The 24,016-nt window shown below is 72.6% G+C and carries 22 protein-coding genes; 13 read left to right on the top strand and 9 right to left on the bottom strand.

The genetic code is table 11. The annotated features are described in order from the left end of the window. Positions 1 to 20 precede the first annotated feature (20 nt). Positions 21 to 614: an antibiotic biosynthesis monooxygenase gene (locus tag AB0C12_RS18430; protein WP_360549381.1), complete on the top strand. Its 594-nt coding sequence runs from the start codon at positions 21 to 23 to the stop codon at positions 612 to 614. Positions 615 to 656: 42 nt separating this feature from the next. Further along, positions 657 to 2,021: an MFS transporter gene (locus AB0C12_RS18425; protein ID WP_360549379.1), complete on the top strand. Its 1,365-nt coding sequence runs from the start codon at positions 657 to 659 to the stop codon at positions 2,019 to 2,021. Here the strand turns inward: AB0C12_RS18425 and AB0C12_RS18420 are convergent. Further along, positions 1,941 to 2,573, bottom strand: a complete 633-nt coding sequence (locus AB0C12_RS18420; protein ID WP_360549377.1) for a helix-turn-helix domain-containing protein — start codon at positions 2,571 to 2,573, stop codon at positions 1,941 to 1,943. The two genes, AB0C12_RS18425 and AB0C12_RS18420, sit on opposite strands and share 81 nt — an antisense overlap. A 132-nt stretch (positions 2,574 to 2,705) precedes the next feature. On the opposite strand from AB0C12_RS18420, the gene AB0C12_RS18415 reads away from it, so the two are divergent. From AB0C12_RS18415 to AB0C12_RS18395, 5 genes are all read left to right on the top strand, one after another. After that, positions 2,706 to 3,299, top strand: a complete 594-nt coding sequence (locus tag AB0C12_RS18415; RefSeq protein ID WP_360549375.1) for a TIGR03086 family metal-binding protein — start codon at positions 2,706 to 2,708, stop codon at positions 3,297 to 3,299. A 75-nt stretch (positions 3,300 to 3,374) separates the two neighbouring features. Continuing rightward, a complete protein-coding gene (locus AB0C12_RS18410) occupies positions 3,375 to 5,207 on the top strand; it encodes a sensor domain-containing diguanylate cyclase (RefSeq protein WP_360549373.1) in 1,833 nt (610 codons plus the stop codon). A gap of 50 nt (positions 5,208 to 5,257) precedes the next feature. Further along, the gene (locus tag AB0C12_RS18405; RefSeq protein ID WP_360549371.1) at positions 5,258 to 5,497 is read left to right on the top strand and encodes a hypothetical protein; all 240 of its coding nucleotides are present in this window, start codon (positions 5,258 to 5,260) and stop codon (positions 5,495 to 5,497) included. Between the two features lie 113 nt (positions 5,498 to 5,610). Then, positions 5,611 to 6,567 carry a non-homologous end-joining DNA ligase gene (ligD, locus tag AB0C12_RS18400; RefSeq protein WP_360549369.1) on the top strand — a complete coding sequence of 319 codons (957 nt, stop codon included), beginning with the start codon at positions 5,611 to 5,613 and terminating at the stop codon, positions 6,565 to 6,567. Positions 6,568 to 6,676: 109 nt separating this feature from the next. Next, positions 6,677 to 10,177, top strand: a complete 3,501-nt coding sequence (locus tag AB0C12_RS18395; RefSeq protein ID WP_360549367.1) for a S8 family serine peptidase — start codon at positions 6,677 to 6,679, stop codon at positions 10,175 to 10,177. Here the strand turns inward: AB0C12_RS18395 and AB0C12_RS18390 are convergent. Next, a complete protein-coding gene (locus tag AB0C12_RS18390; RefSeq protein ID WP_360549365.1) occupies positions 10,162 to 11,154 on the bottom strand; it encodes a TrmB family transcriptional regulator in 993 nt (330 codons plus the stop codon). The two genes, AB0C12_RS18395 and AB0C12_RS18390, sit on opposite strands and share 16 nt — an antisense overlap. 98 nt (positions 11,155 to 11,252) lie before the next feature. On the opposite strand from AB0C12_RS18390, the gene AB0C12_RS18385 reads away from it, so the two are divergent. From AB0C12_RS18385 to AB0C12_RS18370, 4 genes are all read left to right on the top strand, one after another. Further along, entirely contained in the window at positions 11,253 to 11,975 is a 723-nt protein-coding gene (locus AB0C12_RS18385; RefSeq protein WP_360549364.1) for a hypothetical protein, read from the top strand. A gap of 124 nt (positions 11,976 to 12,099) precedes the next feature. Next, complete coding sequence (locus AB0C12_RS18380; RefSeq protein ID WP_360549362.1) at positions 12,100 to 12,825, top strand: NUDIX hydrolase; 726 nt, start codon at positions 12,100 to 12,102, stop codon at positions 12,823 to 12,825. Positions 12,826 to 12,954: 129 nt separating this feature from the next. Next, on the top strand, positions 12,955 to 15,042 hold the full coding sequence (locus AB0C12_RS18375; RefSeq protein WP_360549360.1) for an MMPL family transporter: 2,088 nt from the start codon (positions 12,955 to 12,957) through the stop codon (positions 15,040 to 15,042). Positions 15,043 to 15,061: 19 nt separating this feature from the next. Continuing rightward, entirely contained in the window at positions 15,062 to 15,511 is a 450-nt protein-coding gene (locus AB0C12_RS18370; protein WP_360549358.1) for a YdeI/OmpD-associated family protein, read from the top strand. Between the two features lie 3 nt (positions 15,512 to 15,514). Here AB0C12_RS18370 and AB0C12_RS18365 read toward each other — a convergent pair whose 3' ends face one another. From AB0C12_RS18365 to AB0C12_RS18350, 4 genes are all read right to left on the bottom strand, one after another. Next, on the bottom strand, positions 15,515 to 16,207 hold the full coding sequence (locus AB0C12_RS18365; RefSeq protein ID WP_360549356.1) for a hypothetical protein: 693 nt from the start codon (positions 16,205 to 16,207) through the stop codon (positions 15,515 to 15,517). A gap of 140 nt (positions 16,208 to 16,347) precedes the next feature. Then, positions 16,348 to 18,087, bottom strand: a complete 1,740-nt coding sequence (locus AB0C12_RS18360) for a heme peroxidase family protein (protein ID WP_360549354.1) — start codon at positions 18,085 to 18,087, stop codon at positions 16,348 to 16,350. A gap of 148 nt (positions 18,088 to 18,235) precedes the next feature. Further along, on the bottom strand, positions 18,236 to 19,108 hold the full coding sequence (locus AB0C12_RS18355; protein WP_360549352.1) for a MerR family transcriptional regulator: 873 nt from the start codon (positions 19,106 to 19,108) through the stop codon (positions 18,236 to 18,238). Positions 19,109 to 19,150: 42 nt separating this feature from the next. Beyond that, a complete protein-coding gene (locus AB0C12_RS18350) occupies positions 19,151 to 19,999 on the bottom strand; it encodes a LysR family transcriptional regulator (RefSeq protein ID WP_360549351.1) in 849 nt (282 codons plus the stop codon). A gap of 92 nt (positions 20,000 to 20,091) precedes the next feature. On the opposite strand from AB0C12_RS18350, the gene AB0C12_RS18345 reads away from it, so the two are divergent. Next, positions 20,092 to 20,823 carry an SDR family oxidoreductase gene (locus tag AB0C12_RS18345; RefSeq protein WP_360549349.1) on the top strand — a complete coding sequence of 244 codons (732 nt, stop codon included), beginning with the start codon at positions 20,092 to 20,094 and terminating at the stop codon, positions 20,821 to 20,823. 6 nt (positions 20,824 to 20,829) lie between these two features. On the opposite strand, the gene AB0C12_RS18340 is transcribed toward AB0C12_RS18345, so the two are convergent. Beyond that, positions 20,830 to 22,494, bottom strand: a complete 1,665-nt coding sequence (locus AB0C12_RS18340) for a diguanylate cyclase (protein ID WP_360549347.1) — start codon at positions 22,492 to 22,494, stop codon at positions 20,830 to 20,832. Between the two features lie 187 nt (positions 22,495 to 22,681). On the opposite strand from AB0C12_RS18340, the gene AB0C12_RS18335 reads away from it, so the two are divergent. After that, positions 22,682 to 23,281 carry a hypothetical protein gene (locus AB0C12_RS18335; RefSeq protein ID WP_360549345.1) on the top strand — a complete coding sequence of 200 codons (600 nt, stop codon included), beginning with the start codon at positions 22,682 to 22,684 and terminating at the stop codon, positions 23,279 to 23,281. Here AB0C12_RS18335 and AB0C12_RS18330 read toward each other — a convergent pair. Both AB0C12_RS18330 and AB0C12_RS18325 read right to left on the bottom strand, forming a co-directional pair. Continuing rightward, positions 23,278 to 23,622 (bottom strand): thioredoxin domain-containing protein, encoded by a 345-nt coding sequence (locus AB0C12_RS18330; RefSeq protein WP_360549343.1) that lies wholly within the window; start codon positions 23,620 to 23,622, stop codon positions 23,278 to 23,280. The genes AB0C12_RS18335 and AB0C12_RS18330 overlap by 4 nt on opposite strands. Continuing rightward, positions 23,604 to 23,984: a MerR family transcriptional regulator gene (locus AB0C12_RS18325; RefSeq protein WP_360549341.1), complete on the bottom strand. Its 381-nt coding sequence runs from the start codon at positions 23,982 to 23,984 to the stop codon at positions 23,604 to 23,606. The genes AB0C12_RS18330 and AB0C12_RS18325 overlap by 19 nt, the downstream gene beginning before the upstream one ends. Between the last annotated feature and the right edge of the window lie 32 nt (positions 23,985 to 24,016).

Genomic DNA, 24,016 nt, shown 5'->3' with positions numbered 1-24,016 from the left:
GGGCATGAATCATCGAGGGTATGGAAACCGCAACGCCGCAGCTCGCCGTCACCGTGGCGATCACCCGCCGGGCCGACCCGTCCCGCAACGCGGAGATGCTGGCCTGGGTCCGGGCCGGCGCCACCCTGGCCGAGGACTTCCCCGGCTTCCTCGGGGTCGGCTGGATGCGGCCGGTGCTGGGCTCGACGGAGTGGCACATGCTGTACCGCTTCGCCGACGCCGCCGCCCTGCACGCGTGGGAGGAGTCCCAGCAGCGGCAGTGGTGGCTGTCGTCGGCGCAGGGCATGGTCGAGCACACCCGGGTGGAGCGGCGCACCGGCATCGAGGGCTGGTTCGATCCGCCGCAGGAGCACGAGGTTGACGACCTGACCGTGCCGCCGCCGGGTCCGCCGCCGCGCTGGAAGCAGGCGGTCATCATCTGGCTGGGCTTCTTCCCGGTCAGCCTGCTCGCGGCGGTGACGCTGGGGCAGTTGCTGGCCGGGCAGCACGTGCTGGTGCGCACGCTGGTGACCACGTTGTGCCTGACGCCGCTCATGACGTACCTGGTGCTGCCGCAGGTCACCAGGGCGCTGCAATGGTGGCTGCACGGGCAGCCGCCGCCGTGGCGCCGCTGAGGATTTGACCCTCGACCAACTCGAGGCACCAGGCTCCCACCCGTGCGGAGATACGGGATCTGGCTGACGGCCGCGACGGTGTCACTGCTCGGCACGCAGGTGCTGGGCTTCGCGATGGCCTGGGTGGCGGCCGGGCGCGGCGGGGCGTTCGCCGGCCTGGTGCTGACGGCGATCAACCTGCCGCGGGTGCTGTTGCTGCTGGCGGGCGGGGCGGTGGCCGACCGGGTCGGCGCCTGGCGCGTGATGATCGTGGCCGACGTCGTGATGACGGCCGTGATGCTGGCGGTCGCGGGAGCGGCGGTGGTGTGGGGCGAGCAGCCGTGGTTGCTGGTGGGCGCGGCGCTGGCGGTCGGGCTGGTGGACGCTTTCTATCTGCCCAGCTCCGGGTCGCTGCCGCGGTTGCTGGTGAGCGGTCCCGGCCTGGCCCGGGCGTTGTCGGCCCGCCACCTCGCCGGGCAGCTCGTTGCTGCGGCCGGGCCGCCGCTGGGCGCGGTGGTGGTGGTGGCTGCCGCGGGGATCGCCGCCGCGGCCCTGGGGAACGCGGTGACGTTCGCCCTGATGGCCTTGGTGCTGCTGGGACTGCGGCGAAGCCTGCCGGAGCTGGGGCGTCCAGCGAGCGCGGCGCCGGCTCGGGCCGGTGGTTTCTGGCGGCAGGCGGTTGACGGCTTGCGTACGGCCGGGCGGGACAGGGTGTTGCGACCGGCGCTCTTGCTGACGGCGGCTGCTGCCGCCTCTCTGTTGCCGGTTTCGGGGCTGCTGGTGCCGTTGCTGGCTCGGCAGCGGCACTGGCCCGCCGCCGCGGGTGGGGCGGTTGTGGGTGCCGTGGCTCTCGGGACAGCAGTAGTGGCGAGCATCGTGCTGGCGCGGGGTGCGGCGCGGCGGCCGGGTGCGGCGGCGATCACCGGGCTGCTGATCGCGGCGGGGGCGGTGGCGGCACTGGCGGTGGCGCCCGGCGTGGCGGTGGCGATCGGTGCCGGGTTGGTGGTGGGGGTGGGTGCTGGGCTGTTCAGTGCGCACATCGCGCCGCTGGTCCTGGGTGCGGCGCCGGCCACGCACCTGGCTCGGATCCAGGCGGTGCTGGTGCTCGTGCAGAGTGTGCCGCTGCTGGTCACCACCAACGTGCTGGGCGGGCTGGCCGACGCCGGTTCGGCGTCGGTGGTGCTGCTGGTCTGCGCTTCGGCGCTGGGCCTGGCGGCGATCGTGACCGCCATGCGAAGCGACCTGCCCACGGCGGACGCGGGAGACGGCTCAGGCGGGGCGGTGCCCGCGGCGGACGCGGGAGACGGCTCAGGTGGGGTGGTGCCCGCGGCGGACGCGGGGGATGGGTCAGGTGGGGCGGTACCAGCGGGCGGCGCCGGTGGGGGCGGTGCCGGTCAGGCTTCCGAAGGAGGTCGCGGCGGCGCGTAGGCCGGCGAGGTGGATGTCCAGGTAGCGGCGGCGCAAGTCGCGGATCTGGTCCGGGGTGCCGAGGCGGATCGCGGCGAGCTGCTCGTAGATCATCGGCAGGTCGGTGCTCTCCAGGTCGGCACGGACGGCACCCGCCTGCTGGGCGCGGTGCAGGATGCCGTCCGCGCGCTCCCTCGCCTGCGCGGCCACGTCACGGTGCTCCGGCGTGGTCGGGAAGCGGCCGGCCAGATACACGGTCAGCGAGTGCACGTCGGCCTCGACGACGCCCCGCAGGAACGTCACGAACGCCTCCCACGGATCAGCCACCACACCGGCCGCTTCCGCCACACCGACGAACTGCCGCAGGCCGTCCAGGCAGAGCGTGGCCAGCAACGCCTCTTTGCTGGGGTAACGCCGGTACAGCGCGCTGATGCCCACCCCGGCGGCCCGGGCGACCGCGCCGATCGGGGCGTCCGGGTCGGCGACGAAGACGTCCCGGGCCGCGGCGAGGATCGCGCCGTCGTTGCGGGCGGCCCGGGCGCGGCGGCCGTTCAGGACCTCGGGCTCCGTCATGGTCGACCTCGTTCCGGACGGCGGTGGCGTCCTCAGCGTCAGGCTAACACTTGTGCGGAACAGATCATTCCGTTACTGTCGAGGGTAGCGGAACGTTCCATTCCGTTCCGGAGGGCACGACGAGGAGACATCATGAACGCGACAACCACCTGGACTGTTCTGGACCGCGCCCACGCAGCCCTGCGCGACGCGACCACGGCGCTCACCGACGCCGACCTCGGCCGGCCCACACCCTGCGCGGAGTGGACCGTGGCCCAGGTCCTGCAGCACGCCGCGGGCGACCAGCTCGCCTACGTCGCCGCCATCACCGGGCACGACGGCCCGGACGATGACCCGTTCGCCCCGTCCGGCTCCTTGACCGGCAGTCCGGCCGAGCTCGTCGAGCCCACCCTCGCCGCCTCCGCGGCCGCCTTCGCGACCGTCGACCCCTCCGGCACGGCGCCGACCCCGCTGCCGCACGGGGCCCTGCCCGCCGCCACGGCCGTCGGGGCCGCCGCGCTCGACGCCGCCGTCCACGCCTGGGACGTCGCGGTCGCGACCGGCCGGCCCGCGCTGCTCGACGACGAACTCGCCGCCGAGCTGCTGCCGGTGGCCCGGGCGATCGTCGAGCCGCTGCGTCAGTACGGCGCCTACGCACCCGCGCTGGCGGCCGGTGAGCAGGACGGCGCCGCCGCGCAGCTGCTGCGTTACCTGGGGCGTGACCCCGAATGGTCCGCGGTGAGCTGACAGCGGCAACTTCTGGGCGATTTCGTTCAGCTCGCCCGCTCCGCGCCCGAATGTTGGCGGCGAGGAGGCAATCAGATGCGGCTGCGCAACTGGCTCGCCGTGGTCGTCAGCGTTCTGCTGCTGGTGGCTGTCGGCATTGTGGGCGTGATGGTGAACCGGTCGGCGCTGCGTGCTGCCGACACGGTGCACCGTTCCGACTCATTGGCGCTCGCGGTCAACAACGCGACCCTGGCCGGGCAGATGCAGCAGCTCTCCGCCAAGGAGCTCAAGGCCTTCGCCGACAGCTACCCCTTCCACCTCGGCGCCGGCTATGCCGGGGACCGGGCGGCGCTCGAGGCGTACGTCGCGAAGTCCACCTCCTTCCCGTACGGGGCGGCGATCACCGGGCTCGACGGCACCGTGCTGAACGCGTCCCGGGGGAACCCGCTGCCGCCGGGCTCCGACGCCGGGTATCAGCCGATGCGGGCGTTGCTGGCGGCGGGCAAGCTCGGCGTCTCCTCGCTCATGCAGGTCAAGAACGCGGGCGGGAACGTCGTCGCGGTCGAGGCTTTCGCTGTGCCGATCAAGGCCGGGGGTGCCACCGCGGCGTTGCTGGTCGGCTACCACAAGTTCGCCGCTACGACTCTGCAGGCGTACACCGCGCGGTTGAAATCGGCGGCCCACCTGACCACGATCATGGACACCGCCGGGCAGGTCGGTTTCACCAGCCAGGCCGAGCGGATCGGCACCCGGATGGACCCGGCCGTGGTCGCCGCCGCGGCCCGGCTGACCGACGGGTCGACGTTCGTCGAGTACCGCGCGGGCGGCACCGAGATGATCTCCATCGTCGTGAAGAACGAATCGCTGCCGGGCGGCTGGGCGTACGTGCGCACCCAGACCATGGCGTCCTTCGACGGCGCTGTGCACAGCCGCAGCCAGACCATCAACGTGACGCTGCTGGCGATGCTCCTGATCGGTGCCGTGGGCATCTCCGCCCTCGGCTACCGCACCCAGGTCCAGCGGCGCCGCGCCGACGAGCGGTTCCAGGCCTTGTTCCTGCACGCCCCGGACATGGTCGCCGTGCTCGACGCCGAGGGCCGGGTCGCGTACTCCAGCCCCAGCGCCGCGTCGGTGCTGCACTTCCCGGCCGGCTCGCTGCAGGGTTCCAGTGTCTTCGAGCTGGTCCACCCGGAGGACCGGCCGCGGATGCGGGAGGCCTTCGCCGCGCTGCTCAGCGGGCGGGACTCGGTGCTGCGGTTGCAGACCCGGATCCTCAACCGGGCCGGCAACGCCACCTGGTTCGAGTTCACCGCCTCCAACCAGATGCAGAACCCGGCCCTGACCGGCATCGTCATCAACGCCCGCGACATCTCCGAGAACCGGGCGTTCCAGGAGCGGCTGCACCACGAGGCCACCCACGACGCGCTCACCGGACTGCCGAACCGCCGGCGCATGCAGGACGCGCTGGGCACCTCGCTGCGGGACGACGCGGTGGCCGTGCTCTTCGTCGACCTCGACGGTTTCAAGCCGGTCAACGACGCGCACGGGCACGAGGCCGGCGACGAGCTGCTGCGTCAGGTCGCCGAGCGGCTCAGCGCCTGCGTCCGCGAGGGCGATGTGCTGGCCCGGGTCGGCGGTGACGAGTTCGTGGTGCTGATGCCGGGGGTCACCGCGCGGGGCGACGCCGACGCGATGAGCCAGCGGGTACGGCTCGCGGTCGAGCGCCCGTTCCAGGTGTTCGGCGCCGACATCACCATCGGGGCCAGCGTCGGCGTGCACCTGGCCACCCCGAGCGACGACCCGGACCAGGCCCTGCGCGCCGCCGACCACGCCATGTACGCGGTCAAGCACCTCGGCGGCGGCCGGCGCGCGAACGGCGTACCGGAACAACGGGAACCGGCCCGCGTGGGCCGGCACCGCGCCGACTAGCCCCGGTCGAACCTCGGTCGGGCAGTTTCTGCAGCTCGACGGCCAGCGCGGTGAACGCGTCGATCTCCACCTTGCGGATCGACACGCTCTCGACGGTGAAGCCGAACGGCATCCCCAGCCCCGCTCCTGTTCGGACACATTCGCAGATGCTCGTCGCGGTCGGTGTCGACCGCCCGCAGCCAGAACGACAGCTCGCCGCGCGGATACTTGCCGAAGCCGCCGAGGTGGCCGGCGTGGACCGTGGCGGTCTCGTCAGCCCGCGCGGCGGCGCTCTGCCCGGAGTGGGGTGACGCTGACCAGCAGCGTCCCGCTGTGAGCCTGTTGCCGTTTCACGCGCAGCGGAGTCGGCATGCCGCTCAGAGTAAGGGGCTCGCGTGGCCGACCGAGCGGCTAGGTTGGCCCTATGGCCACCAAGTCACCCGCGATCGAGGTTGATGCCGGGGAGCACACCGTCCGCGTCTCGAACCCGGACCGGGTGTACTTCCCGGAGCTCGGCCTGACCAAGCTCGACCTGGTCAACTACTACCTGAGCGTCGGCGACGGCATCGTGCGGGCGCTGCGCGAGCGGCCGTGCATGCTGCACCGCTTCCCGGACGGCCTGGCCGGGGAGAAGGTGCACCAGAAGAGGGTGCCGCACGGCGCTCCGCCCTGGCTGCAGACGGTCCGGGTGGAGTTCCCCCGCTACAAGCGGCACGCCGACGAACTGTGCGTGACGCAGCTCGGCGAGGTGATCTGGGCGGTGCAGATGTCGACGGTCGAGTTCCACCCGTGGAATTCCCGGCGCGCCGACACCGAGAAGCCCGACGAGTGGCGGATCGACCTGGACCCGATGCCCGACTGCGGGTTCGACACCGTACGCCGGGTCGCGCACGTGGCCCACGAGGTCCTCGACGAGCTGGGCATCACCGGCTATCCCAAGACCTCCGGCGGCCGGGGTATGCACATCTACGTCCGGATCGCGCCCGAGCACGGCTTCTCCGACGTACGGCGGGCCGCGCTGGCCTTCGCCCGGGAGGTGGAGCGGCGCTCGCCCGAGGTGACCACGACGTGGTGGCGCAAGGACCGCGACCCGGAGAAGCTGTTCGTCGACTACAACCAGAACGCCCGCGACCACACCATCGCCAGCGCGTACTCGGTGCGGGGCAACCAGCGCGGGACGGTCTCCACGCCGATCCGCTGGGACGAGGTCGACGCCGTGGAGCCCGACGAGTTCACCCTGCAGACCGTGCCGGCCCGCTTCGCCGAGCTGGGTGACCTGCACGCGAGCATCGACGACACCGCCTTCAGTCTCACCACGCTGCTGGAGTGGGCCGAGCGGGACGAGAAGGCGGGTCTGGCCGGTCCGGCCGACCCGGAGTGACGCCTGTCCACATCACGCCATGTCCGCTCTGCGGCAGCCTCACGTAACACGGCGGTGAATATCCGGACTCCATGATGCGTGCAGCGAATCACGCTGCGAAGGAGTCCCCATGCTGAGTCGTCTGCTCGTCGGCGTCCTGATCGGAGCCACGGCGATACCCGGCCCCGCGGCGGCCGCCCCGGCCGCACCGGCACCGGCCCGGGCCGAGCCCGGCGCCGTGACCATCACCCTGATCACCGGCGACAAGGTTGCACTCACCAAGAGCGGCCGGCGGTACGCGGCCACGGTTCGCCCCGCCCCCGGTCGCGAGGGCATCACGTTCCACACCCTGGAGACCGACGGCGGCCTGCGGGTGCTGCCGGCCGACGCGATCCCGCTGGTCGACGCGGGCCGCCTCGACGCCGAGCTCTTCGACGTCGAGCACCTGGTGGCCCAGGGGTACGGCGACGCGGCCGCGCCGACCCTGCCGCTGATCGTCCAGGGTGGCGGCGCTGCCTTCCGTACCGCCGACGCGCGCGCCCTGACCAGCATCGACGCCACTGCGATCAAGCCGGCCAAGGACAGCCTGGCCGCCTTCTGGAAGGCGCAGAACGCGACCGCCCGGACCGCGGGTGAGACTCACATCTGGCTGGACGGCAAGGTCGAGCCGGTGCTGGACCGCAGCACCGCGCAGATCGGCGCCCCCACCGCCTGGCAGGCCGGGCTCGACGGCCGCGGCGTCAAGGTCGCCGTGCTCGACACCGGCGTCGACGCCGGCCACCCCGATCTGGCCGGCCGGATCGCCGAGGCGCGCAACTTCAGCGCGAGTGCGGACACCGTCGACCGCTTCGGTCACGGCACCCACGTCGCCGCCACGGTCGCCGGCAGCGGCGCGGCCTCCGGCGGCAGCCGCAAGGGTGTCGCGTACGGTGCCCAGCTGCTGATCGGCAAGGTGCTCGACGACAGCGGCTCCGGCTACGAGTCGGAGATCATCCAGGGCATGCAGTGGGCCGTGGCGCAGGGGGCCAAGGTCGTCAACATGAGCCTCGGCGGCTCGGCCACCGACGGCACCGACCCGATGAGCGTCGCGGTCGACGAGATCAGCGCGGCCAGCGGCGCCCTGTTCGTCATCGCGGCGGGCAACGAGGGCGCGGACTCCACGGTCGGCACTCCCGGTGCCGCGCCCAGCGCGCTCACGGTCGGCGCGGTCGACCGGGCCGACCAGCTCGCCGACTTCTCCAGCCGCGGCCCGCGCCTCGGGGACCTCGGCCTCAAGCCCGAGATCACCGCGCCGGGCGTCGCCATCGTGGCGGCCCGCGCGGCCGGCACCACCATGGGCGACCCGGTCGACGAGCACTACACCGCGGCCTCCGGCACCTCGATGGCGACGCCGCACATCGCCGGCGCGGCGGCGCTGCTGGCCCAGCAGCACCCGGACTGGACCGGCGCCAGGATCAAGGAAGCGCTGGTCAGCACCGCGAAGACCGCCGCCGGCCAGTCCGTGTACGCCCAGGGCGCCGGCCGCGTCGACCTCGCCCGGGCCACCACGCAGCCGGTGACCGGCACGGCCGTCGCGGACTTCGGCCGGCACGCGGTCGGCGAGACGCCGAGCATCGCCACCAGGACGGTGACCTACACGAACGCGGGCAACACGCCGGTGACCCTGGCCCTGGCCGCACCGGCCGGCTTCACCACGGACCGGCCCAGCGTCACCGTGCCGGCCGCCGGCTCCGCGTCCGTCGTGCTCAGCGTCGACTTCGCGAAGCAGGACCAGGGCCAGTTCAGCGGCTGGCTCAAGGCCACCGCCACCGGCACCGTGGTCACCACCGCGATCGGCGCGACCCTGGACGGCCCCCGGCACACCGTGACGGTCAAGGCCGTCGACCGCAGCGGTACGCCCGCAGCCGTGCCCGCGCTGACCATCCACGGCGACGACAGCCGCTTCGACGTACTCGGCTGGTTCGGCCCCGGTGGCCGTACGTGGGAGGTGCAGGAGGGGACGTACCTGCTCGACGCGTTGCTCGAGGACGGCGCGCCGCTCGACGAGCAGGCCACCTACGTGAGCATCCCGGAGCTGCGGGTCGACCGGGACATCGAGGTGCTGATCGACGCCCGCAAGGGCACGCCGATCCGGATCGAGACGCCCAGGCCCTCCGAGCAGCAGGCCGTGCTCAGCTACTACGTGCACCGGGTCACCGGCACGGGTCGCGGCATCGCCCACGGCGTCATGCACTTCAGCAATGTCGAGCAGGTCAACGTCGTGCCGACGAAGAAGGTGGCCAGGGGCAGTTTCGAGTTCTCGTCGCGGTGGCAGCTCGTGGCGCCGATGGTGCAGACCAGGGTGCCCGGCGTCAGCGGTCCGCTCGACCTCAACCTGTTCGGCAACTCACCGGCCTACTCCGGCACCAAGCGGTTCCCGTTGACCACGTGGGGTGCCGGCCCCGTACGAGGCAAAGCCGTCCTGATCCCGGCGACCGACGCGGACGAGCTGGACCAGATCGACGCGGCGGCGCGAGCCGGCGCGGCGGCCGCCCTGCTGGTGCGGCCGGCCGACCGTTCCGCGTGGACGGTGTTCGCGCCGGACGCCGAGCAGCTGCCGGTGACCTCGCTGGCCGTGGCGTACGACGACGGGCAGCAGCTGCTCGCCCGGGCCGCCCGGCCGGGCGCGGTGATCGACCTGACCCTGACCCGGTCGAGCCCCTACCTCTACGACGTCTTCCAGGTGTCCGAGGACCGCATCCCGGAGCGCGTCGTGCACCGGGTGACAACCGCCAACAGCCGGCGGATCAAGACGACCTACGCCGACAACGGCGGTTTCGACTGGGTGAAGGAGCAGCGGTTCGGATGGCGCCCCTGGCAGACGTATTCGTGGAACGACACCTCCCGGGTGGTGCACACCCCGTCGACCCGCGAGGAGTGGGTGTCGGCCGGCGACTCGGTGTGGCAGCACCGGGTGCACAGCCTCTACCCGTGGAGCAGCTTCGGGCCGTTGCAGGGTGGCTTCACCGAGCCGCCGCGGAGCTACAGCGCGGGTAGGCAGGAGGAGAGCTGGGGCGCCCCGGTGGTACGGCCCGCGGCACCGGCCGGCATCGCGTCGACCCGCGCCGGTGACGTGCTGAAACTGCGCGTCGCGGACTTCGTGGACAGCGACGGTCACTACGAGGCCGAGGCGCTCGACCCCGTCGCCGCCACGCTCTGGCGGGACGGCAAGGTGCTCGCCGAGCTGCCGAACGCCTGGCAGAACGTGGCCACGAGCAAGGGGGCGGCGGCGTACAAGTTGCGCCTCACCACGCAACGCGGTGGCGAGGACTGGCTGTACGGCACGCGGACCGAGACCGAGTGGACGTTCCGCTCCGGGGCCGACGGCACCCTGCCGCTGCTGCACATCGGCTACGACGCGCCGCGCACGACCCGGGCGCACCTGCTGAGACTGACCTTCTCGGCCAAGGTGAGCAGCCTGAAGGTGGAGGTGTCGGCCGACGACGGCGCCACGTTCCAGCGGGCGGTGACCGTCGGCAGCACGGCCCTGATCCCGGGCGGGCGTACCCCGGTGTCGGTGCGGGTCACCGCGCAGGACAAAGCCGGCAACACCGTGACGCAGACGGTGGTCCGCGCCTACCCGCGCGGCTGACCGGACGGGTCCGCCGGGGCTGCCAGCCAGCCCCGGCGGGCCGCCTGGAACGCCAGACCGGTGCGCGTGTCCACCCCGGCCAGGGCCATCAGCCGGTCCAGCCGGCGCTGCACGGTGCGCTTGCTGACCCCGAGATGGGTGGCGATGGACTTGTCCGGCATCCCGGAGACGAACAGCGACAGCAGCAGCACCTCCGGCGCCGGCAGGTCGCCGCGCGGGGCGTCGGCGAGCACCGGGGTGGCCCGCTCCCAGTAGCTCTCGAAGAGCGCCACCAGTGCGTCGAGCAGCTCACTGGAGCGGATCAGCGCGGCGGTGGGCTCGCCGACCCCGCGGGACTCGTCCGGCACCAGCGGGCAGATGGCCAGCGACCGGTCGGCGATCGCCAGCCGTACGGGCAGAGCGGGCAGAGTCCGCGACTCCTCACCGGCCCTGATCGATTCGACGATGCTGGCCAGCTCGCCGGGCTTCTCCAGCAGCTCCCGCTCGTAGATGGCGCGGTACTGCACGCCCCGGGCCAGTGCCGAGCCCTCCTCCTCGTTCTCCGGTCCCTGCATGGCGATCGGGTTGGCCCGGCAGAACCAGAGGATCTCCTCGCGGGCGGTGTCCTGCATCTCGAACAGCCGCCGCCGCAACGCCTGCGCGCCGACGACGATCTCGACCAGATGCTCGGCGCTGCGCCGCCGGTTGCTGCTGCGGTAGTCCTCACTGAGCGCGGCGACGACCTGCCGCGCCGACTCCAGCGACTGTTGCTGACGCAGCAACGTGTCACCCAGGGCGACGTCCGGTGGCAGAGCGTGAAAAGTCGGGCCGGGAGTGACGAGTCCCTTGGCGCGCAACGACTCCAGCACGTCGGCGGCCTGCCGCGCGGACGTGCCGGCGAGCCGCGCCAGCTCGTCCGGGTCGGCACCGGCGAGCCGCACCACCAGGCGGTAAGCCTCCTGCTCAGCGGTGGTGAGCAGCGCGGGGTCGGGATGCATGCGGCCACTCTACGAGCGTCCCGCAGCCCCGGCGGCCGGCCGGCGTTCGACGGGTGAGTGGGGTATTCACCGTAGCCGCAGAGTGACAGCATGTATCAATGCGCCACGGCCCCCGTGACACACCGGACGACGCCCCGCAGGACGGCCGGATCGCCGGCTGGGCGGCGGCCCGCTGCGACGAGATCGTCGGGGACATCCGCAGCCCGCTGTGGCGGTTCACCGAGGGCGTCGCCGGATTGCTCTACCCCGGGCTCGGCCCCGCGGTCGCCGCCGCCGGGCGGGTCACCAAGTGGGGCCCGGTGCTGCTCGGGCTCAACGACGAGCGCGGCGCCGACGTCAAGATCGGCATGATCGGCTCCGAGCACCTCGGCCTGTGGACGGTGCTGCGGACCAGCCTCGGCCGGTCCGATCACGGGCCCCGGCCCGGCTGGTGCGTCGACTTGCCGGTCGGCCCGGGCGGCGGGTTCGGGTCCGATGGGGTACGCGAGGACGCCCGGATCGTCTCCGGTGTCGAGGACGTCAAACCCGCGGACGTGGCACCGCTGCTGTTCGCCGTACCGCCGCCGGACGCGGCGACCCGGTTGCTGGCCCGGGTCGACGTGCGCCGCCGGGCCGGGGTCGTCGCGGTCGACGCCGGTGACGGGATGTGGCAGCGGCGGCTGTTCTTCACCGTGGTGTTCCCGGCCCGCCACGGGGACGGCCACCACGAGACGTATCGGGTGGTGTGCCCGGTGTGCGGCCGCCGCCGGCTCGCCCAGTTCCGCGGCTTCGATGTCTGTTCCGACTGCGGCTGGCTGCACATCCAGTCCGGATCGGGCTGACCCGCTCACTGGATCGGCCGGATTCGGTCGGGACGTCGACAGCTTCTTCTGCACCGGCGCCGGTACCGGCAGACTGACTCGCGTCAGGAGTGATCCCGGTGAACGGTCGTCGAGCGGAGGCCACGTGAGTTCGGACACGTCGCGGGAACAGCGCCGGGCGCAGCGGCTGGCCCGCTACGACGAACTGCGCGCCGAGCGGCCGCAGCTGTTCGTCAACCCGCCGGACGCGGCCTACGAGATCGTCTTCGACCAGGCCGGGCAGAACCGGGTCGCCGACGAGTCCGCCGCGAAGCTGCGGGCGGTGGGCAAGCCCGAGGAGTACGGCGACATCGGCGTGATCTATGAGGACTCGTTCGTGATCGGGGTGCGGGACGCCGTCCGGTTCCGTGACGGGAGGATGGGACCGTACATCCGCGTTCTCGGTGCCGTGGCCGGCACCGGGGCGGCGGTCATGCCCGTGCTCCCGGACGGCCGGATCGTGTTGATCCGGCATTTCCGGCATGACCCCCGGAGCTGGCGCTGGGAGATTCCGCGGGGTTTCGCCGAGCCCGGCGCTGACGGCGTCACCACCGCGGGCCGGGAGCTCACCGAGGAGCTGGGCGTCCCGGTCGGCCAGGTCGAGCTGCTCGGCCGCTTCGCCAACGGCGCCGAGTCCGACGAGATCTTCCTGGCTCGCCTCGATGTTCCGGAGCTGCCCGCCGAAGGCACCCGGGACGCGTTCCTGGAAGGCATCGACGACGTCCGGCTGGTCACCCGCGAGCAGCTGGAGGCGATGATGGTGGCGGGGGAGATGACCGACAGTTTCACGCTGGCCGCGTACGCGTTCGCGGTCGCCCGCGGCGCTCTGTAAGGCCCGGGCGGGGGTAGCCGATCATCCGATATCGACCCCGAGAAAACCCTGACCTGTCGTTTTTCTGCTTGGTGCCGTCATCGGGCAGGCCTACGCTCCGGCCCATCGGATGACACGGGGGGTTCCGACATGGCCGGTCTGGTGTGCGGGCGCTGGAGCAAATGGGTGGTGCTCGGCCTCTGGGTCGTGGTGCTCATGATCGCGGCGCCGATGGCGGGCAAGCTGACCGACGTCGAGAAGAACGACAACGCCGCCTGGCTGCCCGGCGGGGCAGAGGCCACCCAGGTCTCCGAGCTGCAGGGCGCCTTCCAGCCCGACGACATCGCGCCGGCCGTCATCGTCTACGAACGGGCCGCCGGCATCACCCCGGCCGACACCGCCAAGGCCACTCAGGACGCTGCCGCGATGGGCCGGGTCGCCGGGGTCACCGGTGCCGTCACCGGGCCGGTGCCGGCCAAGGACGGTCAGGCGCTGCAGACCATCGTGCCGATCAAGGTGGACGCGGACGGCTGGGACAAGATCGTCGACACGGTCGACCAGCTGAAGGCCACCACCGGCGCGGGGAGCGGCGGGCTCAGCATCCAGTACGCCGGGCCGGCCGCCACCGCCGCGGACAGCGCCGAGGCGTTCGAGGGCATCGACGGTACCCTGCTCTACACGACGCTGGCGATCGTGGCGATCATCCTGCTGATCACGTACCGCAGTCCGGTGCTCTGGCTGTTGCCCATCATCTCCGCCGGGGTCGCGCTGACCACCTCGCAGGCGGTCATCTACCTGCTCGCCAAGCACGCCGGGCTGGTGGTGAACGCGCAGAGCGCGGGCATCCTGACGGTGCTCGTCTTCGGCGCGGGTACCGACTACGCCCTGCTGCTGGTCGCCCGCTACCGCGAGGAGCTGCGCCGGCACGACGACCGGCACGAGGCGATGGCGCTCGCGTTGCACCGGGCCGGGCCGGCCATCATCGCCAGCGCCGCCACCGTGGCCGTGGGCATGTCCTGCCTGACACTCGCCGAGGTCAACTCGACCAGCGGCCTGGGCCCGGTCTCGGCGCTGGGCATCGTGGTCGGGCTGCTCGCGATGATCACTCTGCTGCCGGCGCTGCTGGTCATCTTCGGCCGCTGGCTGTTCTGGCCGGTCCGCCCGGCGATGGGCACAGCTGAGCCGACCGCCACCGGCGTCTATGCCCGGCTCGGCACGCGGATCGCCCGCCGCCCCCGGCTGGTCTGGGTCACCACCGCGGCCGTGCTCGGCGCGATGTCGCTGGGCCTGCTCCAGCTCGAAGCCAACGGTCTGGCCCAGGCCGACCAGTTCGTCGACAAGCCGTCGTCGGTCTCCGGCGAGGAGGCGCTGGCCCGGCACTTCGCGGCCGGCCAGGGCCAGCCGGTCGTCGTGATCGGGCAGGCGGCCGCGGCTGCCCGGATCCGGTCGGCGGTCGCCGCCACACCCGGCATCAGCGCCGCCGGTGAGCCCGTGGTCAAGGGTGACCTGGTGCTGATCGAGGGCCTGCTGGCCGACCCGCCGGACAGCGACGCGGCGATGGCCACCATCAAGCGGGTCCGCGCCGCCGTGCATCCGGTCGGCGACGCGCAGGTGGGCGGCCTGACCGCCATGACGCTGGACATCAACGAGGCCAACGAGCACGACAACCGGCTGATCATCCCGCTGGTCCTGCTCGTGGTGCTGGTGATCCTGGGCCTGCTGCTGCGCGCGATCGTCGCCCCGCTGGTGCTGATCGCCACGGTCGTGCTGTCCTTCGGCGCGGCGCTGGGCGTCAGCGCGCTGGTCTTCCGGCACGTGTTCGGCTTCGCCGGCGAGGACACGTCGTTCCCGCTGTACGTGTTCGTCTTCCTGGTCGCCCTGGGCATCGACTACAACATCTTCCTGATGACCCGGGTCCGCGAGGAGGCGCACGGGCACGGGCCCCGGCGCGGCGCGCTGATCGGCCTGGCTGCCACCGGCGGGGTGATCACCTCCGCCGGGATCGTGCTGGCGGGCACCTTCGCCGCGCTCGGCAGCCTGCCACTGGTGGCGTTCGCCGAGATCGGTTTCGCGGTCGCGTTCGGCGTGCTGCTGGACACCCTCATCGTGCGGTCGGTGCTGGTGACCGCGCTCAACCTCGACCTGGGACGGTGGATGTGGTGGCCGGGGCGGCTGTCCCGGGTCCGCGACGAGCCGGCCCCCCGCGAGCCGGAACGTGACCTCGAACCCGTGCCCTGAGCGGGTAGATTCCCTGCTCATGAGGTTTCGTGCGGAGCTGCGGTCGACCGGCGGGAACACAGCCGGGTTCCCGGTCGACGACGACGTGGTGGCCGCGCTGGACGGCGGTGGCCGGCCCAAGGTGGTCGTGACCGTCAACGGCTTCGAGTGGCGCGGCTCGATCGCCCGGATGAGCGGCTCCTACTGGCTGGGCGTCAGCGCGGAACGCCGGGCCGCCGCCGGGATCGCGCCCGGCGAGGTGCTCGACGTGGACGTCGTGCTGGACCGGGCCGTACGCGAGGTGGAGGTGCCGGCGGACCTCGCGGCGGCGCTCGACGCCGAGCCGGCCGCGAAGGCGTGCTGGGACGGCCTGTCCTACAGCACCAAGAGCTGGCACGTCCTGCAGGTCACCGGGGCGAAGGCGGCGGAGACGAGGGCCCGGCGGGTGGCCCGGTCGGTCGCGATGATGCTCGAGGGTCGCGCCCGCTGACCGTCACTGGCCGCCGATCCGCTTGACGGTCGTGCCGACCAGCTTCTGCCAGTCGGCGGAGAACTGCGGGTTGGCGCTCGCGTCCGACTTGCCCAGGCGGTAGATCGCATACTGGTCGACGAGCACCACGTTGCCCCGGGCCAACGCGGCCACGGCCACGTCGGCGGTGGCGGGGTGCGCTTTGTCGTACTGCTTCTGGCGGGTGGTGACGAAGCCGATCCAGCCGCCCTCCTCCAGCGGGGCGGTCGCGGCCGTCTCCGTGTACGCGGGTTCCTCGCGCTCGCCGGACTTCGCGGGCTGTGACACGGTGGGCGCGCAGGCATCGGCGACCGTACGCAGCGTGGCGAGCGCGGTCGCGGCGGAAACGGCATCCTCGTAGACCAGGCCCAGCTGGGTCAGGCTCTGCACACCCTCGGTGCCCTCGTCGGAGAGCGGCGCGGCGACCAGTTGCGGCTTGCCGGGGATGCCGGCCGGGGCGGTGTCGGCGCCGCAGATGCTGACGAGCTGGTTCGGCGCCGCCGACTCCTGCGGGGCCTTCCAGGTCGGGCCCACCTCGGCCGGCTTGAGCAGAGCGTTGCGCACGGTGTCGACGGTGATGGTGCCGTCGGGGTCGGGGGAGTCGTCCGACGAGCAGCCGGCGAAGGCGGCGACGGCACACACGGCCAGGGCGGCCCGGACGACTCTGGTCACAACCATCCGGCCATGATGGCAGACGTCCGGCGGTCACCCGCAGTCACCAGCAGGCGGTGTCCCCGCGGTGACGCGACGTGACGAGCCCGCGGGCCGGGATCGTCGATGATCCCGGCCCGCGAGCAGCTCTCGGCGAGCGGCCGGCCTCAGGCCGCCGGGGGCGCTGCCGGGTCGGCCGGTGGGTCGGCCGGCGGTGCGGCCGGGGGCGCGGTGGGGTCGGTGTCGCCGAGCGGCGCCAGCAGCTCGGCGCGGCCTTCGAAGGCGAACAGCAGCAGATCCACCATCCGGAACGTGTCGGCGTCCGGGCCCAGCGTCGGGCGCCACGACGGGTCGCGCACGATCGAGATGCGGCTGCCCTCCATCGCCCGGTGGAAGACCTCCGCCACGATCCGGCCACCGACGCCGGTGAGCCGTCCGCCGTTGAGCTCCGCCTCCCGCAGGATGTAGAACCACAGCGGCGTCCGGGCCGCGAACGCGTTCCGCTCGTCGTCGTTGAGCGCGGTGAGCACCGCGCCGGCGTCCGTGCCGCCGATGATCTGCTCCGCGGTGAGCGGCGTGACGCCGAGGAACTCCGCCGCCTGCTGGCCGCTGGCCAGTTCGACCATGTTGGCCCGGACCAGGTTGCGGAACGCCAGGTTCAGCTGGATCGCCGGCGGGTTGGTGCCGTTGCCGCCGAACGTGCCCTTGGGCATCCCGGCCAGCGGGTTGACCAGCAGCGTGTCGATGCGCTGGGCGATGTTGACGCCGGCCGGCGGGGCCAGGTCGGGCCGGCCGGCCTCGGTGGCGAAGTCGTACATCCGCCGCCAGTCGACCGCCCAGTTGGTCGGGAGCCGTTCGAACAGCCCCGACTCCTGGTCGTTGACGTCCGGGTTGGCCGGGTCGAAGTTGCCGCTGGTGCCACTGAAGGTGAACAGCAACCGCAGGCTGCCCCGGGTGCCGGAGAAGATTCGGTTCCAGTCGTACGCGGCCCGCACCATGCTGTGCCCGAGCCGGTACGCCGCCACCGAGAACTCGATCGGCATCGTCGGGGTGTCGCCGGCCTTGGCGTACCGCTGGTGACCGTTGGTGTGGCCGTCGCCGGGCACCTCGAAGAACCGGCGGCCGGTGGTGAACACGTCCTCGACGATCTCCCGGTCGACGATCCGCGGCAGGAAGTCGGTGCGCAGCATCCACTGGTAGTGCCGGACGACGGTGTGCCGGGCCCGCTCGAACAGGATCGCGCTGGGCACGCCGTTGTCGGCCAGCTGGTCGACGACCCGGTTGTGGAAGCGGATGAACGCCAGGTGGGTCTGCGCCACGATGAGGTTCTCGTCGTTGCGGTGGTCCGGGATCAGCGCGCGCTGCCGCTCCGCCTTGGTCGAGCCCTGGGTGACCCGGGGCAGGTCGTAGCCGTTGAGGTTGACGTTGGTGCCGCCGGTGCCGATCGCCGCGGTGATGCCGACGCGCAGCTTCAGCTTGTCCGGGGCGTAGAAGCGGTCGTCGTCGCGGTCGCCGGGGCCGCGGCCGTACACCGAGTCCAGGTCCAGGGCCGGCGACCGGCCCTGGAGCAGCTCGTTGACGGTGACGTGCTCGCCCAGCGCCGTCGCCGTGTTGTCCAGGGTCAGGTCGTGGTCGACGAACTGGCCCAGGTAGGTGAAGCCGGCCGGCACCGGCGGGTCCGCGGATACCGGCTGCACGGCCGGTGCGGTGGGTGCCACGGTCATCGCCGTGGCGACCTTCTCCAGGACGGTCGCGTCGATGGTCCCGCCCTTGGGCAGCAGCCGGGAGAACCGGAACTTGCGCAGCGACGCCTCCGTGGACGGCCGTTCACACACCCCGCTCTTGCCGTCCGTGGTCAGAATTCCCTCGCCGACGACGTAGTAGTTCTCGCGCATGTGACGTTTCACGAGTGCGCACACCTTTCGCCCGAGTGAGTCGCCGCCCGCCCGGGGAGGGACGGGCGGCGAGGACACGTCCCCCTCGGCCGCATCCGTAGGATGCAGAGCTGCCGGTCGGTGCCCCTGATACCCGTGAGACGGCGGTGTCGGGTAGCTGTCAGCGGTGCCGCAGCGCGGTGAGGAACCAGCCGAGCACCGGGCCGAGACGCTCCGGGGCCGGCCAGCCGTTGACCACCGACAGCAGCTCCAGGTAGCGCTCCCGGCGGGGGTCCCGGGCCGCCTCCAGCTGAGCTTCGAGCCGCTCGCGTACCGGATAGCGGGTCAGCACCGCGGTCACCACCCGCCCGGCCGAGGGCGAGGCCGGGTCGAGGCCGGCCGCCATCGCCGGTCCGGCCTCGTCGCGGACCAGCGCGACCGGGTCCCGGCGGAGCAGCACCGGATCCCGGTCGTCGGAATGCCGCTCGGCCAGCTGCCGCATGAGGTCCCGGAACGCCGGCTCCCGGGCCAGCCCGGCCAGTTCGATCCACGCCTCCAGCTGCGCGGGCTGCGGATCGTCGGGCAGTTCCGGGGTCAGCGAGCGGGCGAGGCCGGCGAAGCCGTCCAGGCCGCCGAAGACCTGCCCGAGGAAGTCGTCGATCAGGGCGCGGCGTTCCCGCGCGCCGAGCTCGGCCAGTTCGCGCATGTGCTGGACCTCCTGCGGGGTGGATCCGTACCGCGCCGCGGCCGACAGCACCGCGCGGCGCAGTCGCAGGGTGCGGATCTGGATGTCGAGAGCTTCGGTGTGGGCGGCCGCCACCTCGGCCAGGGTGGCCTCGCGGTCCAGCACCCGGCGGATCGTGGCCAGGTCGAGCCCCAGCTCGCGCAAGGTACGGACCAGTTCGAGCCGCGCGACCGCGGTGGCGTCGTAGCGGCGGTGACCGGCCCGGCTGCGGCCGGCCGGCGGCACGATCCCGCGATCGGCGTAGAACCGGACGGTCTTGACCGTCAGCCCGGTCCGCCGGGCCAGCTCACCGATCGACAGGAAGGCCATGGCCCCCACTCTGCGACCTCCCCCGGTGGGAGAGGCAAGTGTTCAGCGGCGGGTCGCGGTCCGGACCAGGCCGGCCAGGGCCCGGGAACGGCTGTGCGGCGGCCAGGCGAGCACCGTCGTCACGGCCGGCGCGTCGGGCACCGGTACGACGGCGAGGCCGGGGCTCAGCTGGGCCCGGGCCGACTCCGGCAGGACCGCCGAGGCCCGGCCCAGCGCGATCAGCTGGTAGAGCTGGGCGCTGTCGCGTACCTGGGGGCCGGGGCCGTCCGGGTAGGTGCCGTCGGGGCGGGGCCGGCGTGGCTCCGGCAGGCCGGGCAGCGCGGTGACCTCGGCCAGCCGCACCTCGGCACGGGTGCTGAGGGGATGCCCGGCCGGCAGGACCACGACCTGTCCCTCGGTGCACAGTTCCTCGGTGTCCAGGCCCGCGGTGGAGTCGAACGGCAGGTGCAGCAGGGCCACGTCGGCCCGCCCGTCGCGCAGCATGCGTTCCTGCTCGCCGATGCCGCACAGCAGCACGTCGACGGTCACCGCGCCGGGCTCGGCGGCGTACGCGTCCAGCAGCTTGGCCAGCAGCTCGCTGGACGCCCCGGCCTTGGTGACCAGCACCAGGCCCGGATCACCGGTCCCGGACACCGCGGCCCGGCGGGTACGGCGGTCCGCCGCATCAACCGCATCGAGGGCGGCCCGGCCCTCGGCCAGCAGCACCGACCCCGCCTCGGTCAACGTGACGCTGCGGCTGGTGCGTTCCAGCAGGGTCACCCCGAGCCGTCGTTCGAGCTGCGCGACCGCCCGGGACAACGGCGGTTGCGCCATGCCGAGCCGGCGTGCGGCCCGCCCGAAGTGCAGCTCCTCGGCGACGGCCACGAAGTACCGCAGCTCCCGCGTCTCCATCCCTGCACGGTACCCGGAATCGATACCCGCGCGGTATCGATGGCTCCTCGAACGGTGTTGGTGGCCGGCCGGGGCGTGGAGACGATCGGGGCATGACGGAGACGACGATCGCGCTGGTGTCCGGCGCGAACAAGGGAATCGGGTACGAGATCGCGGCCGGCCTGGGCGCGCTGGGCTGGAGTGTCGGTGTCGGCGCCCGCGACGACCAGCGCCGGGAAGCCGCGGTGGAGAAGCTGCGGGCGGCCGGTGTAGACGCTTTCGGCGTACCTCTGGATGTGACCGACGACGCGAGCGTGACGGCCGCCGCCGAGCTGATCGAGCAGCGGGCCGGGCGCCTCGACGTCCTGGTCAACAACGCCGGGATCACCGGGGACCGGCCGCAGGAGCCGAGCAGCGTGGACCTCGCGATCATCCGGACGGTCGTGGAGACCAACGTGATCGGCGTCGTCCGGGTCACCAACGCCATGCTGCCGCTGCTGCGCCGCTCGGCCGCGCCGCGGATCGTGAACATGTCCAGCAGCGTCGGCTCGCTCACCCGGCAGTCCGGTCCGGCCGACGACCTCACGACGGGTCCGGTGGCGGTCGCCTACTCGCCGTCGAAGACGTTCCTCAACGCCGTGACCGTCCAGTACGCCCGGGAGCTGCGCGGCACCAACATCCTGATCAACGCCGCCTGCCCCGGTTTCGTGGCCACCGACCTCAACGGGTTCCGCGGGGTGCGTACCCCCGAGCAGGGCGCGGCGACCGCGATCCGGCTGGCGACGCTGCCCGACGACGGCCCGACCGGCGGGTTCTTCGAGGACGCCGGGGTGGTGCCCTGGTAAGCGGGGTCAGCCCGCGACGACCCGGTTGCGGCCCTGGTGCTTGGCGGCGTACAGGCGCTCGTCGGCCAGGGCCTTCGCGGCCGGCAGGTCACCACCGGCCGGCACCACCGCGACGCCCAGGCTGATGGTCACCGACAGCCCGGGCTGCAGCAGCTCCCACGGGTAGCCGGCCACCTGAGCGCGCAGCAGCTCGCAGCGGGCCTGCGCGTCCGGCAGGCTCAGCCCGTCCAGCGCGATCAGGAACTCCTCGCCGCCGAACCGGGCGACCAGGTCGTTGTCGCGGACGTTGTCGCGCAGCACCGTGGCGATCTGCCGGAGCACCTCGTCGCCGACGAAGTGCCCGAAGCGGTCGTTGACCCCCTTGAACAGGTCGACGTCGGCGATCGCGACGCACAGCGGCCCGGCCGCGGCGGCGAGCTCCGGCAGCCGCAGCTCCGCGAAGCGCCGGTTGGGCAGGCCGGTCAGCGCGTCCTCGGACGCCTGGCGCTGCCAGCTCAGGTTGTCCGCCTCCAGCTCGGCGCTGCGGACCCGGTGCAGCTCCGCCTCGAGCCGCGCCTTCTCCGCCTCCAGCCGCGCGTTGTCGAGCTCGAAGTGGTGCACCGCCATCCGGGCCCGGGCGACGGCGACGTGGTTGTGCGCCTCGCGTTCCAGGGCATGGAACGAGCGGTAGTGGGCCAGCGCCGCGGCCAGGTCGCCGACCTGCTCGTACGCGTCCGACAGCTCTCGGTGGATCTCCATGGCCATCGGCTTCTCACCGGCCTCGACGGCTCGTTCCAACGCCTCCAGCAGCCCTTCGACCGCCGCCGCGCACTCGCCGCGCATCAGCCGTACGTGCGCCTGGTGCTGCAGCGCGGCCGACTCCAGCGACCGGTAGCCGTGGATGACGGCGATGGCCCGCGAGTCCTCGATCATCCGGGCCGCCCCGGCGAAGTCACCGGCCAGGGCCAGCAGCATCCCGTAGTTGTCCAGGCAGATCGACTCGCGGAACGGGTGGCGGGCGGCCCGGGCCAGCCCGAGCGCCTCGTCGACGTGACCGAGCGCGCCCCGCAGCGTCTGCTCGGCCCGCTCCTCCTCGCCGGCGGCCCGCAGCCGGTTGACCTCGTGGACGGCGTTGTCGCCGACGTTGTTGAGAATGCAGAACCGGGCCTCGGCGTCCATGCCGTCGGCCATGGTGAGCGCCCGCATCAGGTACTCGGTGCTCAGGTTGCGGTCGCCCATGCTGCCGTGCACGACGCCGGTCCGGTTGTGCACCCAGTAGAGCAGGTCGCGGTCGCCGAGCCGCTGGGCGATGTCGCGGCCGCGAGCCAGCACGTCGAGCGCCTCGTCGTGCATGCCGAGGTCGTTGAGTGGCAGCGCCTCCAGGGTCAGCACCTCACAGATGCCGGCCTCGTCACCGGTCACCTCCAGCACCGCGACCGCTTCGCGGCAGGCGGTGACCGCGTCCTCCTGCTCACCGAGGCGCAGCAGCTGGGTGGCCAGCGAACGCAGCGCCCGGGCCTGACCGGCCGGATCAGCCGAGGCCTCGGCCAGCTTCGCGGCCTGCCGGGCCACCTCGGAACCGCTGCGGTAGTCACCGGCGAGCCGGTACTCCTCGGCCGTGTCGAGCAGGACGGCGACCTGGACGACCCCGGGTCCGGCCGGGCGTTGCTCCACGAGACTCGTGCCGGTCATACCGCGCCTCCTCCCGGTTCCGTGGCCACGGGAACCTCATCGCCGCGCCGGGGCCCGGCTTGAGCGATTCGGTACGCCGATCTGCCGCGGTACGCCTCGGCACGTTTCCGGGATTACTGCGGATCACCGCTTTCCTACTGTGAGTGGCACGCCCGGTCAGGGCGCTCGAACAACCAGGAGGCCGAGCATGAAGCTCCACCCCACCGCCCTTGTCGTGGCCGCCACCGTCATGGCCGGGCTCACCGGCTGCGGTGCGATCGACGGCCCGGCCGCCCCGTCCGCCAGCAGCGTCCCCGCCGGCATGGGCTCCCCGGAGAAGGTGGCCGACGCCACCCCGGTCGGCTCGTCCAAGAAGGCGCCGAAGCACCAGGGCAGCCCCGAGCACAAGAGCAACCCGAAGCACGAGAGCACCCCCACGCACGAGAGCACCCCGACCCACGCGCCCAAGCCGCACGGCCCGCGGATCGTCTCGTTCAAGGTGGTGCAGAAGCCCAAGTGCGCCGAGGGTACGGCGGTCTTCCGGGCCGAGGCGGTCCCGCTGATCATCAAGTGGAAGATCACCGGAGCCGACTCGGCCGCGCTGTCCGTGGACGACCCGACCGGCACACCCGGCACCTACGGCCCCGTCGACCTCCAGGGCACCCAGGAGTTCACCTTCTCCTGCGCCGGTGCGGTCGGCACGACCGAGACCCACACGTACGCGATCTACACCGTCGGCGGCGGCACCCAGAAGCACAAGACCCTCAAGGTCTCGGCCAAGGTGCTGGACCAGGGCAAGCAGCTCTAACGGTTCGCGTACGGCTCGAAAGCCCCGCCCAGCGCCTGCCGCAGCACCGACTTCGGCCGGGCCCCCACGATGGTGTGCACGACCACGCCGTCGCGGAAGAACAGCAGCGTGGGCATGGACAGCACCCGGTAGGCCCGCATCGTGACGGGATTCTCGTCCGCGTCGATCTGGGCGATGACCACGCCGGGGAAGTCGCCGGCCAGCTCGGCCAGGGTGCGGGCGACCGGCCCGCACGGCGGGCACCACTCGGCCCAGAAGTCCACCAGCACCGGCCGGGGGTTGCCGAGCACCAGCTCGGCGAAGGTGTCGTCGGTGACCTCGGTCAGCGAATCCGCAAGCATTGCTTCTCCCGTTCCTGGATGGCCTGGGCGAGCTGCCCGCGCAACCGGTCCCGGACGCCGGCGAGCTGATCCAGACAGGTCTCGACCTCGGCGAGCTTGCGGCGCAGCACCGCCACGGAATCGGGGCAGACGTGCCCGGCGGCGTTGCCGGCCCGCAGGCAGGCGACGAACGGCCGGATGTCGTCGAGGCCGAACCCGACGGCCAGCAACGCCCGGATCTCGTGCACGACCCGCAGTTCGGACTCGTCGTACCGGCGGTACCCGTTGGCGTCGCGCTGCGGCTCGACCAGCCCGTGCTGCTCGTAGTAGCGCAGCGTGCGGGCGCTCGTACCGGCCCGTTCGGCCAGCTCCCCGATCAGCATCCGACTCACCTCGTTCGTTGGTCGCACCGCAC

It is taken from the genome of Actinoplanes sp. NPDC048967 (genome assembly GCF_040649415.1).
Taxonomy (GTDB): Bacteria; Actinomycetota; Actinomycetes; order Mycobacteriales; family Micromonosporaceae; genus Actinoplanes.
Note: the sequence above shows the minus strand (reverse complement) of the source record. Positions and strands in the feature narration are given on the sequence as shown.

Excerpts from the sequence above, each read along its gene's own strand:
- AB0C12_RS18340 (WP_360549347.1), bottom strand. The coding sequence starts at position 22,494 with ATGACCGGCACGAGTCTCGTGGAGCAACGCCCGGCCGGACCCGGGGTC.
- AB0C12_RS18375 (WP_360549360.1), top strand. The coding sequence starts at position 12,955 with ATGGCCGGTCTGGTGTGCGGGCGCTGGAGCAAATGGGTGGTGCTCGGC.
- AB0C12_RS18385 (WP_360549364.1), top strand. The coding sequence starts at position 11,253 with ATGCGCCACGGCCCCCGTGACACACCGGACGACGCCCCGCAGGACGGC.
- AB0C12_RS18350 (WP_360549351.1), bottom strand. The coding sequence starts at position 19,999 with ATGGAGACGCGGGAGCTGCGGTACTTCGTGGCCGTCGCCGAGGAGCTG.
- AB0C12_RS18420 (WP_360549377.1), bottom strand. The coding sequence starts at position 2,573 with ATGACGGAGCCCGAGGTCCTGAACGGCCGCCGCGCCCGGGCCGCCCGC.
- AB0C12_RS18325 (WP_360549341.1), bottom strand. The coding sequence starts at position 23,984 with ATGCTGATCGGGGAGCTGGCCGAACGGGCCGGTACGAGCGCCCGCACG.
- AB0C12_RS18415 (WP_360549375.1), top strand. The coding sequence starts at position 2,706 with ATGAACGCGACAACCACCTGGACTGTTCTGGACCGCGCCCACGCAGCC.
- AB0C12_RS18395 (WP_360549367.1), top strand. The coding sequence starts at position 6,677 with ATGCTGAGTCGTCTGCTCGTCGGCGTCCTGATCGGAGCCACGGCGATA.
- AB0C12_RS18410 (WP_360549373.1), top strand. The coding sequence starts at position 3,375 with ATGCGGCTGCGCAACTGGCTCGCCGTGGTCGTCAGCGTTCTGCTGCTG.
- AB0C12_RS18365 (WP_360549356.1), bottom strand. The coding sequence starts at position 16,207 with ATGGTTGTGACCAGAGTCGTCCGGGCCGCCCTGGCCGTGTGTGCCGTC.
- AB0C12_RS18430 (WP_360549381.1), top strand. The coding sequence starts at position 21 with ATGGAAACCGCAACGCCGCAGCTCGCCGTCACCGTGGCGATCACCCGC.
- AB0C12_RS18335 (WP_360549345.1), top strand. The coding sequence starts at position 22,682 with ATGAAGCTCCACCCCACCGCCCTTGTCGTGGCCGCCACCGTCATGGCC.
- AB0C12_RS18370 (WP_360549358.1), top strand. The coding sequence starts at position 15,062 with ATGAGGTTTCGTGCGGAGCTGCGGTCGACCGGCGGGAACACAGCCGGG.
- AB0C12_RS18330 (WP_360549343.1), bottom strand. The coding sequence starts at position 23,622 with ATGCTTGCGGATTCGCTGACCGAGGTCACCGACGACACCTTCGCCGAG.
- AB0C12_RS18345 (WP_360549349.1), top strand. The coding sequence starts at position 20,092 with ATGACGGAGACGACGATCGCGCTGGTGTCCGGCGCGAACAAGGGAATC.
- AB0C12_RS18390 (WP_360549365.1), bottom strand. The coding sequence starts at position 11,154 with ATGCATCCCGACCCCGCGCTGCTCACCACCGCTGAGCAGGAGGCTTAC.
- AB0C12_RS18355 (WP_360549352.1), bottom strand. The coding sequence starts at position 19,108 with ATGGCCTTCCTGTCGATCGGTGAGCTGGCCCGGCGGACCGGGCTGACG.
- ligD (WP_360549369.1), top strand. The coding sequence starts at position 5,611 with ATGGCCACCAAGTCACCCGCGATCGAGGTTGATGCCGGGGAGCACACC.